We start from the raw sequence: 16,201 nt of genomic DNA, 5'->3' as shown, positions 1-16,201 counted from the left end.
GGATTTTGACCCACCCCGGCGCGCCCGGTAATCTGGGTGCTTGTTGTGCGTATTGGCTCGCTCTATCTCACGTGAGAGGTCGGTACGCCGGAGATACCAGGTCGACGACCCAGCGGCCCCCCTTGAATTGCGTCCAAGGCGGCCAGGCTGATGCCCTCGACCAGGTGCTCCTGTCAGGACTCACTCACTGAAAAGCGAAGGCTACGACCGTGCGTACGTACAGCCCCAAGCCCGGCGACGTCCAGCGTCAGTGGCACGTCATCGACGCGACCGACGTCGTGCTCGGCCGTCTGGCCTCCCAGGCCGCCAACCTCCTCCGAGGCAAGCACAAGGCGATCTACGCGCCGCACGTTGACACTGGTGACTTCGTCATCATCATCAACGCGGACAAGGTGCACCTGTCGGGTAACAAGAAGACCCAGAAGATGGCCTACCGCCACAGCGGCTTCCCGGGCGGTCTCCGCTCGGTCCGCTACGACGACCTCCTGGACAAGAACCCGGAGAAGGCCGTCGAGAAGGCCATCAAGGGCATGGTCCCCAAGAACAGCCTGGGCCGCCAGATGCTCTCCAAGCTGAAGGTCTACTCGGGCGACCAGCACCCGCACGCTGCCCAGCAGCCGGTGCCGTTCGAGATCACCCAGGTCGCGCAGTAATTCCGGCCACCAAGCCCCCCATCACTGAAAAGAGCTGAGGAACACCGTGGCCGAGACCACTGAAACCCTTGAGGTCGACTTCGACGAGAACGTCGAGGGCGAGTACACCTCCGAGGAGAGCTACACCTCCGAGTCGCTGGCCGGCCGCTTCGGCGAGGCCACCCCGGGCGCCGGCCTCGGCCGCCGCAAGGAGGCGATCGCCCGCGTGCGCATCGTCCCCGGCACCGGGCAGTGGAAGATCAACGGTCGCACCCTGGAGGGCTACTTCCCCAACAAGGTGCACCAGCAGACCGTCAACGAGCCCTTCAAGCTGCTGGAGCTCGACGGTCGCTACGACGTCGTCGCCCGCATCTCGGGTGGCGGCGTGTCCGGCCAGGCCTACGCGCTGCGCCTCGGCGTCGCCCGTGCCCTGAACGAGGCCGACGTGGACAACAACCGCGGCGCCCTCAAGAAGGCCGGCTTCCTGACCCGTGACTCCCGCGCCGTCGAGCGCAAGAAGGCCGGTCTGAAGAAGGCCCGCAAGGCGCCGCAGTACAGCAAGCGCTAATCGCGCCCGAGGGGTGTGTACCGCCCTGGTGGTGCACACCCCCGGTTGCGCTCTCACGCCCCGGAGTACCCCGTGTACTCCGGGGCGTCGTGCTCCCCGGCCATTGTGCGGAGGCCGGGGATTCGATCGGATTTGATGCTGGACGACTGCCAGCAGCGGCGATGGAGGACGGGACAGTGGGACGACTCTTCGGTACGGACGGCGTACGCGGTGTGGCCAACGTGGGGCTGACGGCCGAGCTGGCGCTCGGGCTGTCGGTCGCGGCGGCGCACGTGCTCGGCGAGGCGGGGGCCTTCGACGGCCACCGGCCGGTCGCGGTCGTCGGCCGTGACCCCCGGGCCTCGGGCGAGTTCCTGGAGGCCGCGGTCATCGCGGGCCTGGCCAGCGCGGGCGTGGACGTACTGCGGGTCGGCGTGCTGCCCACCCCGGCGGTGGCCTACCTCACCGGCGCCCTCGGCGCCGACTTCGGCGTGATGCTCTCCGCCAGCCACAACGCCATGCCGGACAACGGCATCAAGTTCCTCGCCCGCGGCGGCCACAAGCTGGACGACCGGATCGAGGACGCCATCGAGGCGCACTACCGGACGTACTCCGTCGGCAGCGACGAGTGGAAGCGCCCGACCGGCGCCGCCGTCGGCCGGGTCCGCGAGTACACCGAGGGCTTCGACAAGTACGTCGCCCACCTGATCGGCGTGCTCCCCAACCGCCTGGACGGCATCCGGGTGGTCATCGACGGTGCGCACGGCGCGGCCGCCTACGTCGCCCCCGAGGCCTTCGCCCGGGCCGGCGCCGAGGTCGTCCACACCCTGGGGGCGGAGCCCACCGGCCTCAACATCAACGACGGCGTCGGCTCCACCCACCTCGACCGGCTGCGCACCGCGATGAAGGAGTACCGGGCCGACCTCGGCGTCGCGCTCGACGGCGACGCCGACCGCTGCCTGGCCGCCGACGCGGACGGCAACGAGGTCGACGGCGACCAGATCATCGCGATCCTGGCCGTCGCGATGAAGGAGGCCGGCACCCTGCGGCGCAACACCGCCGTCGCCACCGTGATGTCCAACCTGGGCTTCAAGCTGGCCATGGAGCGCGAGGGCATCGACCTGGTGGAGACCGCGGTCGGCGACCGCTACGTGCTGGAGGCGATGAAGGAGCACGGCTTCGCGCTGGGCGGCGAGCAGTCCGGCCACGTGATCCTGCTGGACCACGCCACCACCGGCGACGGCACCCTCACCGGCCTGATGCTGGGCGCGCGGCTGGCCGCCACCAAGCAGCCGCTGGCCGACCTCGCCGCCGTGATGACCCGGCTGCCGCAGGTGCTGATCAACGTCAAGGGCGTCGACAAGAGCCGGGTGGGGACCAGCACCGGGCTGGCCGCCGCGGTCGCCGCGGCGGAGGCCGAGCTGGGCGCCACCGGCCGGGTGCTGCTGCGCCCCTCCGGCACCGAGCCGCTGGTCCGGGTGATGGTCGAGGCCGCCGACGAGGTCCAGGCGAAGGCCGTCGCGGACCGGCTGGCCGAGGCGGTCCGGACCCACCTGGGCTGACAGCGGCTCACCCGGACGAGTCGTCAGCGGGCCCCCGCCGTGGGCAACGGCGGGGGCCCGCGGCGTCAGAGTTTGCGCAGCAGCGCGCGACGGACCTTGTGGTCCTGGCCCTTCTGCAGGATCAGCGTGGCGCGGCCGCGGGTGGGCAGCACGTTCTCCAGCAGGTTGGGCTTGTTGATGGTGCGCCAGACCTGGCGGCCGTACTCCATCGCCTCCTCCTCCGGCACCTCGGTGAAGCGGCGGAAGTAGGAGTTCGGGTCCTGGAAGGCGGTCTGCCGCAGCTTGCGGAACCGGTCCAGGTACCAGTTCTCGATGTCGTCGGTGCGGGCGTCGACGTAGATCGAGAAGTCGAAGTAGTCGGCGACCGCGAGGCGGGTCCGGCCGTCGGTGCCCGGCAGGGCCGGCTGGAGCACGTTCAGGCCCTCGACGATCAGGATGTCCGGGCGCTCCACGGTGAGCTTCTCGTCCGGCACGATGTCGTAGACCAGGTGGGAGTAGACCGGGGCGGTCACCTTCTCCTTCCCGGCCTTCACGTCGGCGACGAAGCGCATCAGCGCGCGCCGGTCGTAGGACTCCGGGAAGCCCTTGCGGGCCATCAGGCCGCGCCGGCGCAGCTCTGCGTTGGGCAGCAGGAACCCGTCGGTGGTGACCAGTTCGACCCGGGGGTGCTCCGGCCAGCGGGCGAGCAGCGCCTGCAGCAGGCGGGCGGTGGTGGACTTGCCGACGGCGACCGAGCCTGCCACGCCGATGATGAACGGCGTGCGGGTGCGCTCGGTGTCCGGGGTGTCCAGGAAGGTGCCCAGCGCGCCGCGCAGATCGTGCGTGGCGTGGATGTAGAGGTTGAGCAGCCGGGACAGCGGCAGGTAGACGTCGCGGACCTCGTCCAGGTCGAGGGCGGTGCCCAGGCCGCGCAGCCGTTCCACCTCCTCCGCGGTGAGCGGCAGCGGCGTACGCTCGCGCAGCGCGCTCCACTCGGCCCGGCTGAGGTCCACGTAGGGCGACGGCGACGGGCCGGGCGTGGCGGCGCCCCGCGTACAGAGTTCGGTCAGCACATGCTCCATTGTGGGCCGTAGCGGCGTTCACGGTGGCTGTGGTGTCGGTCACGCGCTGTGGGCGAACGGTGAGAAACGGGCATCCTGAGCGCCCTTATGCTGGCACGCATGTGCGGAATTGTTGGATACGTGGGCGCGCAGCCCGCCCTTGATGTAGTAATCGCCGGCCTGCAGCGCCTCGAGTACCGGGGCTACGACTCGGCCGGTGTCGCTGTGCAGGTGCAGGGCTCCGACGGGCAGTGGAGCCTGGCCACCGACAAGCGGGCCGGAAAGCTCGCCAACCTGGAGAAGTCGCTCGCCGAGACCCCTCTTCCCGGCGGCACCACCGGCATCGGCCACACCCGCTGGGCCACCCACGGCGGTCCGACCGACGCGAACGCCCACCCCCACCTGGACGACGCCGCCCGGGTCGCGGTGGTCCACAACGGCATCATCGAGAACTTCGCCCAGCTGCGGGCGGAGCTGGCCGAGCGCGGCCACACGCTGCGCTCCGAGACCGACACCGAGGTCGTCGCGCACCTGCTGGGCGAGGTGTACGAGGGCGACCTGGCCGAGGCCATGCGGACGGTCTGCCGCCGGCTGGACGGCGCCTTCACCCTGGTCGCGGTGCACGCCGACGCCCCGGACGTGGTGGTCGGCGCCCGCCGCAACTCGCCGCTGGTCGTCGGGCGCGGCGAGGGCGAGAACTTCCTCGCCTCGGACGTGGCCGCGTTCATCGCCCACACCCGCGAGGCGATCGAGCTGGGCCAGGACCAGGTCGTCGAGCTGCGCCGGGACGGCGTGACGGTGACCAACTTCGACGGCACCCCCGCCGACGTGCGCGAGTACCACGTCGACTGGGACGCCTCGGCCGCCGAGAAGGGCGGCTACGACTACTTCATGCTCAAGGAGATCGCCGAGCAGCCGAAGGCCGTCGCCGACACCCTCCTCGGCCGGATCGGCACCGACGGCCGGCTGACCCTGGACGAGCTGCGGATCTCCGACGCCGACCTGCGCTCGGTCGACAAGGTCGTCATCGTCGCCTGCGGCACCGCCTTCCACGCGGGCATGATCGCCAAGTACGCGATCGAGCACTGGACCCGCATCCCCTGCGAGGTCGAGGTGGCCTCCGAGTTCCGCTACCGCGACCCGATCATGGGCCCGGGCACGCTGGTCATCGCGATCTCGCAGTCCGGCGAGACCATGGACACCCTGATGGCGCTGCGCCACGCGCGCGAGCAGGGCGCCAAGGTGCTGGCGATCTGCAACACCAACGGCTCCACCATCCCGCGCGAGTCGGACGCCGTGCTGTACACGCACGCCGGCCCCGAGGTGGCCGTCGCCTCGACCAAGGCGTTCCTGACCCAGCTGGTGGCCTGCTACCTGGTCGCGCTGTACCTGGGCCAGGTGCGCGGCACCAAGTGGGGCGACGAGATCTTCACCATCATCCGCGAGCTCGGCGACGCGCCGAAGCAGGTCGAGCAGGTGCTGGAGACCATGGAGCCGGTGCGCGAGCTGGCCCGCTCCCTGGCGGACGCCCGCTCGGTGCTGTTCCTGGGCCGCCACGTCGGCTTCCCGGTGGCGCTGGAGGGCGCGCTCAAGCTGAAGGAGCTGGCGTACATGCACGCCGAGGGCTTCGCGGCGGGCGAGCTGAAGCACGGGCCGATCGCGCTGATCGAGGAGGGGCTGCCGGTCGTGGTGGTCGTGCCCTCGCCGCGCGGGCGGTCGATCCTGCACGACAAGATCGTCTCCAACATCCAGGAGATCCGGGCCCGTGGCGCCCGCACGATCGTCATCGCGGAGGAGGGCGACGAGGCGGTCGTCCCGTACGCGGACCACCTGATCCGCATCCCGGCGACGCCGACCCTGCTGCAGCCGCTGGTCTCCACCGTGCCGCTGCAGGTCTTCGCCTGCGAGCTGGCCACGGCCAAGGGCCACGAGGTCGACCAGCCGCGCAACCTGGCGAAGTCGGTCACCGTCGAGTAGCCGACCCCGGCCGTTTCCCGGTGCCCCCGCGGTGGCTGCGTCCTACCGCGGGGGCACCGTGCTGTCCGGGGGCGGGTGGCGCGGCCGCCGGCGGGCCGTGGCGCGTCGGGTCGTGGCACGTGTCGCGCGGCCGCGCCGCGGGCGTAGCGTCGGCGGTAGTCATCGCCGAGGGGTTAGGGCTTCCGCATGCGCAACGCTCACCGTGTCGAACAGGTCCGGGCCGCCGAGGCCGAACTGATGGCCCGGCTGCCGGAGGGGGCGCTGATGCAGCGGGCGGCCGCCGGCCTCGCCGCGACCTGCGCGCGGCTGCTGACCCGCCGTCGCGGCCGGGTGTACGGCAGCCGGGTGGTGGTCCTCGCCGGCAGCGGGGACAACGGCGGTGACGCGCTGTACGCCGGCGCGGTGCTGGCCCGGCGCGGGGCCCGGGTGTCGGCGGTGCTGCTCGCCCCGGAGCGGGCCCACGCCGGGGGCCTCGCGGCCCTGCGCGCGGCCCACGGGCAGGTGGTCCTGGATCAGGAAGTCGGCCTGGCCGACTTCTCGCGCGCGGACCTGGTGCTGGACGGCATCGTCGGCATCGGCGGCCGGGGCGGGCTGCGCGCCGAGGCCGTCCCGTACGCGCGGGCGGCGCGGCGCGGGACGGTGGTGGCCGTCGACGTGCCGAGCGGGGTGGACGCGGACACCGGCGAGGTGGCCGGCGTGGCGCTGCGGGCGGACGTCACCGTCTGCTTCGGGACGTACAAGCCGGGGCTGCTGATCGACCCGGGTGCCGGGTACGCGGGCGCGGTGCAGCTGGTGGGGATCGGGCTGGACCTGCCCCCGGCCGACGTGTCGGCGCTGCAGCACCCCGCGGTGGCGGAGCTGCTGCCGGAGCCCGGGGCGGAGAGCGACAAGTACCGGCGCGGCGTCGTCGGGGTGGCGGCCGGCTCGGCGACGTACCCGGGGGCGGCGCTGCTCGCGGTCGCGGGGGCGCTGCACGGCGGCGCGGGCGCCGTCCGGTACGTCGGGACCGCGGCCGAGGAGGTGGTGCGGCGGTTCCCGGAGACGCTCGTCACCGAGGGCGGGCCGGCCGGCGCCGGGCGGGTCCAGGCCTGGGTGGTCGGCCCGGGCGGCGGCGAGGGGGCCCGGCAGGCGCTCGCCGAGGCGCTGGCGAGCGACGTACCGGTGCTGGTGGACGCGGACGGCCTGACCGAGCTGGGGCGACTCGGCCCGGGCGCGCTCGCCGGGCGGACGGCGCCCACGCTGCTCACCCCGCACACCGGCGAGGCGGCCCGGCTGCTGGCCGGGGCGGACGGCGGGGCGCCGCCGCCCGCCGACGAGCTGGCCGCCGCCCGGCTGGCCACCGCGCGCCGGCTGGCGGCCGCGTACCGGGCGACGGTGCTGCTGAAGGGGTCCACGACGGTGGTCGCCGACCCGGGCGGCGCGGCCCGGGTCAACCCGACCGGCACGTCCTGGCTGGCCACGGCCGGCAGCGGGGACGTGCTCGCCGGTCTGGCCGGCTCCCTGCTCGCGGCGGGCCTCCCGGTCCTGGACGCCGCGTCGGTGGCCGCCTACCTCCACGGCCTCGCCGGCCGCCACGCCGCCAGCACCCCGGGCGCCCCGGTCACGGCCCTGCAGGTGGCCGCCGCCCTGCCGGCCGTCTGGCGCCAGGTCCGGGCCTCGGCGACCGCGGACGAGTAGGCCGACCGGTCCACGGGCTTCCCGCGGGTTCGGGGGTGGGCGTCTCCGCTTCCGCGCGGGAAGTCGGGCGGGCCGACTTCCTGCGCGGCGGAGGGGGGAACCAGGTCTGCTTCGTGGGCGTCCGGTAGGTCGGGGAGGGGTGTGGGGGACGCCGCGCCGAAGGGTCGTTCGGCGAGGACTCCGGGACGTCTGGGAGACTGACCCTGATGACAACTGCGAAGACCACCGGCACGGCCACCCTCACCGACGGCGAACGGGCCGAGGCGACCATCGATCTGGCCGCCCTGCGCGGCAACCTCGACGCGCTGCGCGAGCGCGTCGGCAGCGCCACGGTGATGGCCACGGTCAAGGCTGACGCCTATGGCCACGGCGCGGTCCGGTGTGCCCGCGAGGCGGTCGCCGCAGGCATCGACTGGCTCGGCACGGCGCTCCCGCAGGAGGCGCTGGCCCTGCGCGCCGCCGGCATCCGCCCCGACCAGGCCCGCATCCTCTGCTGGCTCTGGACGCCCGGCGGCCCGTGGCGCGAGGCGCTGCTCGCCGACATCGACATCTCGGTCAGCGGCCGGTGGGCGATGGACGAGCTGCTGGCCACCGTCCGGGCGACCGGCATCCCGGCCCGGGTGCACCTGAAGGCCGACACCGGCCTCGGCCGCAACGGCTGCCAGCCGCACGACTGGCCCGAGCTCGTGGCCGCCGCGCGCCGGGCCGAGGCCGAGGGCCTGCTCACGGTGGTCGGCATCTGGTCGCACTTCGCCGCCGCCGACGAGCCCGGCCACCCGTCCATCCAGGCCCAGCTGGACGCCTACCGCGACGCGCTCGCCCACGCCGAGGCGGCCGGGCTGCGCCCCGAGGTCCGGCACCTGGCCAACTCGCCGGCCACCCTGCTGCTGCCGCACTCGCACTACGACCTGGTCCGCACCGGCCTGGCGATGTACGGGCTCTCGCCCGTCCCGGAGGTCGGCTCGCCCGCCGACTTCGGCCTGCGCCCGGTGATGGCGCTGACCGCCCGCCTGGCCCTGGTGAAGACCGTCCCCGGCGGGCACGGCGTGAGCTACGGCCACCACTACACGACGCCGGGCCCGACCACCCTGGGCCTCGTCCCGGTCGGCTACGGCGACGGCATCCCGCGGCACGCCAGCAACACGGGCCCGGTGCAGATCGGCGGCAAGTGGCGCACGGTGGCCGGCCGGGTGGCGATGGACCAGTTCGTCGTCGACCTGGGCGGGGACACCCCGGCGATCGGCGAGGAGGTGCTGCTCTTCGGCAACGGCGCGCACGGCGAGCCGACCGCCGAGGACTGGGGCCGCGCCTGCGGCACCATCGCGTACGAGATCGTGACGCGGATCGGCGCCCGGGTGCCGCGCCGCTACGTCGGCGGCATCGCCGAGGAGCCCACCGCGGCCAGTGCGGCCGAGTTCCTGGTGGAGGGTGCCGCCGTCCAGGGCCTGCTCGCATGAGCGAGGAGCCCGGCTCCGGCCCGGTGACGTCGGTGGCCAAGGCGGTGGGCGGCGCGTCCGGGGTGAGCCGGGCGGGGCTGATCGGCATCTCGGTCGGCGTGGTCGCGGCCGGTGCGGCCGCCGGCGTGGCGATCGAGCGGCTGACGGTCCACCGGGCGACGAGGCGCCGGGCCCGCGCCGAGCTGGACGCCAACGCCCCGTACGGCTCGCTGCGCGGCCGCCCGCAGACGGTGGCCGCCGCCGACGGCACCGAGCTCTACGTCGAGCTGGACGGCACCGGCCGGGACGAGCCCGTCGACGGCGACCGGCCGCCGCTCACCGTCGTCTTCTGCCACGGTTACTGCCTCAACCAGGACAGCTGGCACTTCCAGCGGGCCGCCCTGCGAGAGGGCATGCGGCTGGTCTTCTGGGACCAGCGCAGCCACGGCCGCTCCGAGCGCTCCCGCTCGTACCTGGCCGGCGAGCCCGCGAGCATCGACCAGCTGGGCGGGGACCTCAAGGCCGTGATCGACGCGGTCGCGCCGACCGGGCCGCTGGTCCTGGTCGGCCACTCGATGGGCGGCATGACGGTGATGGCCCTCGCCGACCAGTACCCGGAGCTGTTCCGGGAGCGGGTCGCCGGGGTCGCGCTGATCGGCACCATGGCCGGGAACTGGGAGGCCGTCACCCTCGGCCTGCCGTCGGCCGGCGCCAAGCTGTTCAAGAAGGTCGCGCCCGGCGTGGTGAAGCTGCTCGGCCGGCAGGTCGAGCTGGTGGAGGCGACGCGGCGGCTGGGGGCGGACGTGAGCGCCGTCTTCTACCGGAAGTTCTCCTTCGGGGGGAAGGACGTCGACCCGGGCGTGGTCCGGTTCGCCGAGCAGCTGCTCGACGCCACCCCGATCGACGTGGTGGCCGAGTTCTACCCGGTCTTCGGGGCGCACGAGAAGACCGAGGCGCTGGCCGCCCTGCGCGGCATCCCGACCCTGGTGCTGGCCGGCACCAAGGACCTGCTGACGCCGCCCGGCCACAGCGAGGCGATGGCCCGGCAGCTGCCCGGCGCCGAGCTGCTGCTGGTCGAGGAGGCCGGGCACCTGGTGATGCTGGAGCGGCCCGACCTCGTCGACCGGCGCCTGGCCGCGCTGCTCAAGCAGGCGGTCGACCACCGCGGGACGGCCCCGCTGCCGCCCTCGGTGTCCGAGCTGGCCTGAGCGCGCGGGCGCGCCCGAACGCCGTCCGGCGGGGCTGCGGACCGTCCAGAACGCCCGGTGGCCCGGGCCCTCGTCATGAGGGCCCGGGCCACCGGTCTGTGCGGCTGCGGCTGCGGCTGCGGCTGCGGCTGCGGCCGCGGCCGCGGCGGGCGACGGCGAGGCGTCAGGCGCTCGCGTTGCCCTTGCGGCGGCGCAGCACGAACAGCGTGCCGGCGCCGGCGGTCAGGACGGCGCCGCCGGCCAGCGCGATGGCGGTGGTGTCGTCGCCGCCACCGGTGGTCGCCAGGTTGGCGCCGCCGGACGGGCGCTTGGCGGCCTTCGCCTTGGCCTTGGCCACGGTGTCGGCGGACGGCTTGGGCGCCTTGGCCGCGAGCGGGGTGACGTGCGCGGCCGGGACGACCTTGCTGCCGGAGGCGGTGGCGGCCGGCGTGGTGGCGGCGGTCGCCGGCGCGGGCTTGGCGGAGCCGGTGGCGCCCGCGGTCGCCGAGGCGCTCGGCGTGGCCGTGGGCGAGCCGGTCGCCGAGGCGCTCGGGCCTGCCGAGGTCGAGGCGGACGCCGTCGCGGAGGCCGACGCCGTCGCCGTCGCGGAGGCGGTGGCCGAAGCCGTGGCCGTCGCGGAAGCGGAGGCCGAGGCCGAGGCGGACGGAGACGCCGTGGCCGTCGCGGTGGGCTTGGCCGTCGCGGACGGCGAGGCCGTCCCGCCGCCCGGCGAGGTGATGGTGAACCAGACCGGGGCGCTGGCCGTGGCGACCGGCAGCGGCTCGGACGACTCCAGGTCGAAGGAGGTGGTGACGAACTGCAGCGCCGCGGTGTCCGCGACGGCATCGCCGGTCAGCGAGAGCCGGACCTGGATGCTCAGGGTCTCGCCCTCGGGCAGGAACAGGTAGGCGTCGTCGGCCTCGACACCGTCCTTCATCGGGCCGAGCAGGGCGACCGGGTAGGCCTCGTCCTCCGGCGTGACGTAGGAGGCGTCGTGCCAGGCCTTGGTGTCCACGTCCTGGTACTGGAGCTTCTGGCGCTTGGCGTACAGCGGGGAGTGGTCCGCGCCGGTGCCGATGAACGGCAGGAACACGATGTCGCGGTGGACGGTGTTCTCGATCTCGACCGTGAAGGTCGCCGCGGCGCCGCCGGCGGCGATCTGGGCGGGGAGGTTCTTGACCGTCAGGTGCGGGTGGACGTCGTACTCGGCCGCGGAGGCGGCGGCGCCGGTGCTCTGCGGGGCGGCGAGCGCGGCGGGGGCGGCGGCGATGACGGAGGCGGACGCCAGGGCGGCGACCGCGGATATCGCGAGACCGCGACGGAGCTTCATGGAGCGTGACCTCATCGGGTCGGCCGGGCCGTCGGGAGGCCCGGGCACAGGGGTTCGGACCGGTACGAAGCAAGGCCTCGCGCCGGTCCGGAACGGGGAACAGAAGCAGGACGCTATAGCCAACCTGGGAACTGCCTGGGAGCGGGGTGGGATGTCGATCTTGAGCAGGTGGTGTCAAACCCGGGCACTCCGGGACACACCGGGTCCGGAGCGCGGCCGGGCGGGGATGTGGCACCGTAGCGGGGGCGCCCGGTGGTCGGTGCGCCGCCGTCCGGACCGAAGGGCTTGATTCGCGCATGGGCTCGCACGCCACTCTCACCGTCGCCACCCCCGAGCGGATGGGCCGGCTCGGCCGGGAGCTGGCCGCGCTGCTGCGACCGGGGGACCTCGTGCTGCTCTCCGGTGAGCTGGGCGCGGGGAAGACGACGCTGACCCGGGGGCTGGGGGAGGGGCTGCAGGTGCGCGGCGCCGTCACCTCGCCGACCTTCGTGATCGCCCGGGTGCACCCGTCGCTGGTCGGCGGCCCGGCGCTGGTCCACGTGGACGCGTACCGGCTCGGCGGCGACCTGGACGAGATGGAGGACCTCGACCTGGACGTCTCGCTGCCGGAGTCGGTGGTGGTGGTCGAGTGGGGTGAGGGCAAGGTCGAGCGGCTGTCCGAGGACCGGCTGGAGGTCCGGATCGAGCGGGCCCTCGGCGACACGGCGAACGGGGACGACCACGACCCGCGCCGGGTGGTGCTGGCCGGGCTCGGGCCGCGCTGGGACGGCGTCGAGCTGGACGCGCTGGCCTGAGCGGGTGCCGGCCCGAGCAGACGTCGGCCCGGGCGGGCCCGCCCGCTCGCCCGTGCGACCGGTCGGCCCGCCTCCCGTCCGGTGGAGGCCCCGGCCGGCCGCGGCGGCCTCTTTGCCGACAAGCTGTCGGCAAAGTGTTGCGGGCGGGGGACCGGGCGTGATGGGATGGGTGCTGCGGTTAGGTCTGCCTAACTAGGGAGGCGCCATGTCGAGCACCACCCCCGCCCCGGAGCGCGCGCCGCGCGGTGCCGGGGCCGGAGAGCCCGCCCGCAGCGTTCCGGGCGGGTCGATGCGAGCCCTGCTGGCCGCGTGCGCGGCCGCGGAGGCGGTCTCCACCCCGCCGGAGCGCCCCGAGGGTGCGGAGCGGTCCGAGGCCGGCGCCGAAGCTCCGGCGGCCGAGACCAGGCGCGCCGCCTGAACCCGGGGAAGCCCTCGTTCCGGACATGACGGGCGGGTTCTCACCCGTGCGCGGTCACCGGTGCAGGCCCCCGGGGCCGCCCGCGCCGACCCCTGCCGGGCCGGCTCAGGCCTGATCGCCGGCTCAGGCGATCACGACCACCTTGGTGCCGTTCGGCGCGAAGTCCCAGATCAGCTGGCCGTCCGTCCGGCTGCTGCGGATGCCGCCGGTCTTGCCCTTCGGGTCGGCGGTCGGCGTGGCGCCGTCCACGGGCGCGCTGAAGCCGAACACCACACCGTTCTGCTGGGCGAACCGCACGACGTGCTCGATCTGGCGGCCGTCGGTGCCCGTGGTGATCGGGGTGCGGCTGTAGACCGGGTAGCTGCCCGGGTTCGGCTCCACCGAGCCCGGGGTGACCGAGAAGGCGGCGACCACCTGCGGGTTCTTCTTCGGGTCGACCAGCCAGACGTGGTGGCTGCCGACCGAGTAGACGACCCGCAGCCCGGTGCCCGAGGTGGCGGGCAGCGCCGGGACGGTCGGGGTGGCCGAGGCGGTCGGGGTGGCCGTGGCCGCCGGACCGCTCGTCGAGGCGGTGACGCTCGCCGTCGGGCCGGTGCCGCCGGCGCGCTCCTGGGCGCCGTTGGCCTGGAAGGCCAGCAGGCTCACCACCGCCAGGGCCCCCAGGGTCAGCCCCGTGACCACCACTCCAGGACCCATCTTCGCCACGTGTGCTCCCACCGCCGTCCCAAAACCCGTCGGCCTTATCGTGCCAGGTCCGCGTGCCTGGACCCGCACCACGTAGGACGTGTGTTCCGAAGCCGTACGCCCGGACGATCCGGTGGGGCGGCGTGACCTGCGGCGGTGCTGCGGGCGGCTCTTCGGCGGTCCTGCAGCGGTCCTGCAGCGGTCCTGCGACGGGCCGCCGACCGGGCGGCCGAGGACCGGCAACCGCCCGCCGCGCCGACCGGTCTAACCTTGACCCGTGCTGCTGCTCGCGTTCGACACCGCCACCCCCGCCGTCACCGCGGCCGTCCACGACGGGACGACCGTCCTCGCCGAGACCGACCAGGTCGACGCCAGACGCCACGGCGAACTGCTCCTGCCCGCCATCGACCGGGTGCTGCAGGCGGCCGGTGTCGACAAGCACCGGCTGACCGGCATCGCCGTCGGCGTCGGCCCGGGCCCCTACACCGGCCTGCGGGTCGGCCTGGTCACCGCCGCCGCGCTCGGCCACGCGCTCGACCTGCCCGTGCACGGCGTCTGCACCCTGGACGCGATCGCGCACCAGGCCCGCACCGAGGGGCTCACCGGCCCGTTCACGGTGGCCACCGACGCGCGCCGCAAGGAGGTCTACTGGGCCTCGTACGACGCCGACGGCCGCCGGACCGAGGGCCCCGGTGTGGACCGCCCGGCCGAGCTGTCGCCGCACCCGCGCGCGGTCGGCGCGGGCGCGCTGCTCTACCCGGACGCCTTCCCGGGTGCGCACGGGCCCGAGCACGTCTCGGCCGGCGCGCTGGCCGCCTTCGCCGCCGCCGAGCTGGCAGCCGGGCGCGAGCTGCTGCCCAACGCGCCGCTGTACCTGCGCCGCCCGGACGCCCAGGTGCCCGCCGGCTACAAGGCGGTGCTCCCGGCGTGAGCGCCCCAGGCGTGAGCGCTCCCGGAGCCGGCACCTCCGGGACCGCCGAGCCCGCCGCCGGCACCCTCGCCGCCGGCACCCTCGCCGCCGGCGCTCCCGGCGCCGGGGCGGCGACCCTCCGGCCGATGCGCTGGTGGGACATCGCCCCGGTGATGCGGCTGGAGCTGGAACTCTTCCCGGAGGACGCCTGGTCCGCCGGGATGTTCTGGTCCGAGCTGGCCGAGACCCACCCCGGCGGCACCCGGCACTTCACCGTCGCCACCGCCCCGGACGGCGCGATCGTCGGCTACGCCGGCCTGATGGCCGTGGCCGGCGAGGGCGACGTGCAGACCATCGCCGTCGACGTGCGCCACCAGGGCTCCGGCCTCGGCGCGGCGCTGCTCGCCGACCTGATCCGGGAGGCCGCCCGGCGCGGCTGCGCCGAGCTGCTGCTGGAGGTGCGGGTGGACAACCCGCGCGCCCAGCGGCTCTACGAGCGGTTCGGCTTCGAACCGGTCGGCATCCGGCGCGGCTACTACCAGCCGGCCAACGTCGACGCGCTGGTGATGCGCCTCGACCACCCAAGCATCGAACCGAAGGACCTGAAGGAAACCCGCCATGGCTGACGAACCGCTCGTCCTCGGCATCGAGACCTCCTGCGACGAGACCGGCGTCGGGATCGTGCGCGGCACCACCCTGCTCGCCGACGCGGTGGCCTCCAGCGTCAACGACCACGCCCGGTTCGGCGGCGTGGTGCCGGAGATCGCCAGCCGCGCGCACCTGGAGGCGATGGTCCCGACCATCCAGCGCGCCCTGGACACCGCCGGGGTCAAGGCGAGCGACCTGGACGGCATCGCCGTCACCGCCGGCCCCGGCCTGGCGGGCGCGCTGCTGGTCGGCGTCAGCGCCGCCAAGGCGTACGCGTGGGCGCTGGACAAGCCGCTGTACGGGGTCAACCACCTCGCCTCGCACATCTGCGTGGACCAGCTGGAGCACGGCCGGCTCCCGTCGCCGACGATGGCCCTGCTGGTCTCCGGCGGGCACTCCTCGCTGCTGCTCAGCGAGGACATCACCAGCGACGTCCGCCCGCTCGGCGCGACCATCGACGACGCGGCCGGCGAGGCCTTCGACAAGGTGGCCCGGGTGCTCGGCCTGGGCTTCCCGGGCGGCCCGGTGGTCGACCGCACCGCCCGCGAGGGCGACCGGAAGGCGATCGCCTTCCCGCGCGGCCTGACCGGCCCGAAGGACCCGGAGTACGACTTCTCCTTCTCCGGCCTGAAGACCGCAGTCGCCCGCTGGGTGGAGGCCAGGCGCCGGGCCGGCGAGGACGTGCCGATCGCCGACGTGGCGGCCTCCTTCCAGGAGGCGGTCACCGACGTGCTCACCCGCAAGGCGGTCAAGGCCTGCAAGGACAACGGCGTCGACCACCTGATGATCGGCGGCGGGGTGGCGGCCAACTCGCGGCTGCGCGAGATGGCCCAGCAGCGCTGCGACCGGGCCGGCATCCGGCTGCGGGTGCCACGTCCGGGCCTGTGCACCGACAACGGCGCCATGGTCGCCGCGCTCGGCGCCGAGATGGTCTGGCGCGACCGCGCGCCGTCCTCCTTCGACCTCTCGGCGGACTCCTCGCTGCCCGTCACCGACGTGCACGTGCCGGCCGTGCACGGCGACGTCCACGGCCAGGCGTACGACGCGCTGGGCGGCGGCGGCCGGTGACCACCACCGCCGCCATGTGGGAGGCCCGGGCCGCCGACGGGCGCGCGGCCGACCTCGCCGCCTGGGTGCGCGGGACGGCGCTGCCGGCGCTGCGCGGCTCGGCCGGACTGGTCCGCACCGAGCTGTTCGGCGCCCCGGGGGACCGCGTGCTGCTGATCACCTGGTGGGCGGGGGAGCGGCCGGTGCCGGTCGCCGATCCGCCCGCCGAGCTGCTCGGCCGCCCGGTGCACCGCTGGTCCTTCACCAGCGAGCACGTGGAGTAGGACCGTGGCGCAGGGCCCGCTCCACCCG

The 16,201-nt window shown here is 74.6% G+C and carries 16 protein-coding genes; 13 read left to right on the top strand and 3 right to left on the bottom strand.

Translation table 11 applies throughout. From position 1 onward, the window contains the following. The first annotated feature begins 209 nt into the window (after positions 1-209). From rplM to glmM, 3 genes are all read left to right on the top strand, one after another. Positions 210-653 carry a 50S ribosomal protein L13 gene (gene rplM / locus RMN57_RS16710; protein ID WP_313764178.1) on the top strand — a complete coding sequence of 148 codons (444 nt, stop codon included), beginning with the start codon at positions 210-212 and terminating at the stop codon, positions 651-653. Between the two features lie 46 nt (positions 654-699). Beyond that, positions 700-1,200 carry a 30S ribosomal protein S9 gene (gene rpsI / locus RMN57_RS16705; protein WP_313764177.1) on the top strand — a complete coding sequence of 167 codons (501 nt, stop codon included), beginning with the start codon at positions 700-702 and terminating at the stop codon, positions 1,198-1,200. Between the two features lie 176 nt (positions 1,201-1,376). Continuing rightward, on the top strand, positions 1,377-2,741 hold the full coding sequence (gene glmM / locus RMN57_RS16700) for a phosphoglucosamine mutase (protein WP_313764176.1): 1,365 nt from the start codon (positions 1,377-1,379) through the stop codon (positions 2,739-2,741). A 65-nt stretch (positions 2,742-2,806) separates the two neighbouring features. On the opposite strand, the gene coaA is transcribed toward glmM, so the two are convergent. Further along, entirely contained in the window at positions 2,807-3,802 is a 996-nt protein-coding gene (coaA, locus tag RMN57_RS16695; protein WP_313764175.1) for a type I pantothenate kinase, read from the bottom strand. 99 nt (positions 3,803-3,901) lie between these two features. Here coaA and glmS point away from each other — a divergent pair, with 99 nt between their 5' ends. The 4 genes from glmS (at position 3,902) to RMN57_RS16675 (ending at position 10,079) form a co-directional block, all read left to right on the top strand. Then, positions 3,902-5,758 (top strand): glutamine--fructose-6-phosphate transaminase (isomerizing), encoded by a 1,857-nt coding sequence (glmS, locus tag RMN57_RS16690; RefSeq protein WP_313764174.1) that lies wholly within the window; start codon positions 3,902-3,904, stop codon positions 5,756-5,758. A 186-nt stretch (positions 5,759-5,944) separates the two neighbouring features. Then, entirely contained in the window at positions 5,945-7,435 is a 1,491-nt protein-coding gene (locus RMN57_RS16685) for an NAD(P)H-hydrate dehydratase (RefSeq protein ID WP_313764173.1), read from the top strand. Positions 7,436-7,641: 206 nt separating this feature from the next. Then, entirely contained in the window at positions 7,642-8,892 is a 1,251-nt protein-coding gene (gene alr / locus RMN57_RS16680) for an alanine racemase (protein WP_313764172.1), read from the top strand. After that, the gene (locus tag RMN57_RS16675; RefSeq protein ID WP_313764171.1) at positions 8,889-10,079 is read left to right on the top strand and encodes an alpha/beta hydrolase; all 1,191 of its coding nucleotides are present in this window, start codon (positions 8,889-8,891) and stop codon (positions 10,077-10,079) included. Before alr ends, RMN57_RS16675 begins: the two co-directional genes overlap by 4 nt. A 163-nt stretch (positions 10,080-10,242) precedes the next feature. Here RMN57_RS16675 and RMN57_RS16670 read toward each other — a convergent pair whose 3' ends face one another. After that, entirely contained in the window at positions 10,243-11,388 is a 1,146-nt protein-coding gene (locus tag RMN57_RS16670; RefSeq protein WP_313764170.1) for an LPXTG cell wall anchor domain-containing protein, read from the bottom strand. 296 nt (positions 11,389-11,684) lie between these two features. Between RMN57_RS16670 and tsaE the strand changes: the two genes are divergently transcribed. Together tsaE and RMN57_RS16660 are read left to right on the top strand one after the other, a co-directional pair. Next, complete coding sequence (gene tsaE / locus RMN57_RS16665; protein WP_313764169.1) at positions 11,685-12,182, top strand: tRNA (adenosine(37)-N6)-threonylcarbamoyltransferase complex ATPase subunit type 1 TsaE; 498 nt, start codon at positions 11,685-11,687, stop codon at positions 12,180-12,182. Between the two features lie 205 nt (positions 12,183-12,387). Then, positions 12,388-12,600, top strand: coding sequence for a hypothetical protein (locus tag RMN57_RS16660; RefSeq protein WP_313764168.1), 213 nt, complete (start codon positions 12,388-12,390; stop codon positions 12,598-12,600). A gap of 123 nt (positions 12,601-12,723) precedes the next feature. On the opposite strand, the gene RMN57_RS16655 is transcribed toward RMN57_RS16660, so the two are convergent. Beyond that, entirely contained in the window at positions 12,724-13,296 is a 573-nt protein-coding gene (locus RMN57_RS16655) for a hypothetical protein (RefSeq protein ID WP_313767857.1), read from the bottom strand. A 265-nt stretch (positions 13,297-13,561) separates the two neighbouring features. On the opposite strand from RMN57_RS16655, the gene tsaB reads away from it, so the two are divergent. From tsaB to RMN57_RS16635, 4 genes are all read left to right on the top strand, one after another. Further along, complete coding sequence (tsaB, locus tag RMN57_RS16650) at positions 13,562-14,215, top strand: tRNA (adenosine(37)-N6)-threonylcarbamoyltransferase complex dimerization subunit type 1 TsaB (protein ID WP_313764167.1); 654 nt, start codon at positions 13,562-13,564, stop codon at positions 14,213-14,215. Between the two features lie 125 nt (positions 14,216-14,340). Then, on the top strand, positions 14,341-14,820 hold the full coding sequence (rimI, locus tag RMN57_RS16645; protein WP_313767856.1) for a ribosomal protein S18-alanine N-acetyltransferase: 480 nt from the start codon (positions 14,341-14,343) through the stop codon (positions 14,818-14,820). Continuing rightward, complete coding sequence (gene tsaD, locus RMN57_RS16640; protein WP_313764166.1) at positions 14,813-15,910, top strand: tRNA (adenosine(37)-N6)-threonylcarbamoyltransferase complex transferase subunit TsaD; 1,098 nt, start codon at positions 14,813-14,815, stop codon at positions 15,908-15,910. The genes rimI and tsaD overlap by 8 nt, the downstream gene beginning before the upstream one ends. Then, positions 15,907-16,173, top strand: coding sequence for a hypothetical protein (locus tag RMN57_RS16635; RefSeq protein ID WP_380234357.1), 267 nt, complete (start codon positions 15,907-15,909; stop codon positions 16,171-16,173). Before tsaD ends, RMN57_RS16635 begins: the two co-directional genes overlap by 4 nt. Positions 16,174-16,201: the final 28 nt, after the last annotated feature.

Origin of the sequence: Kitasatospora sp. CM 4170 (assembly GCF_032110285.1) — a bacterium.
Taxonomy (GTDB): Bacteria; Actinomycetota; Actinomycetes; order Streptomycetales; family Streptomycetaceae; genus Kitasatospora; species Kitasatospora aburaviensis.
This window is presented reverse-complemented; position numbering and strand designations above follow the sequence as displayed.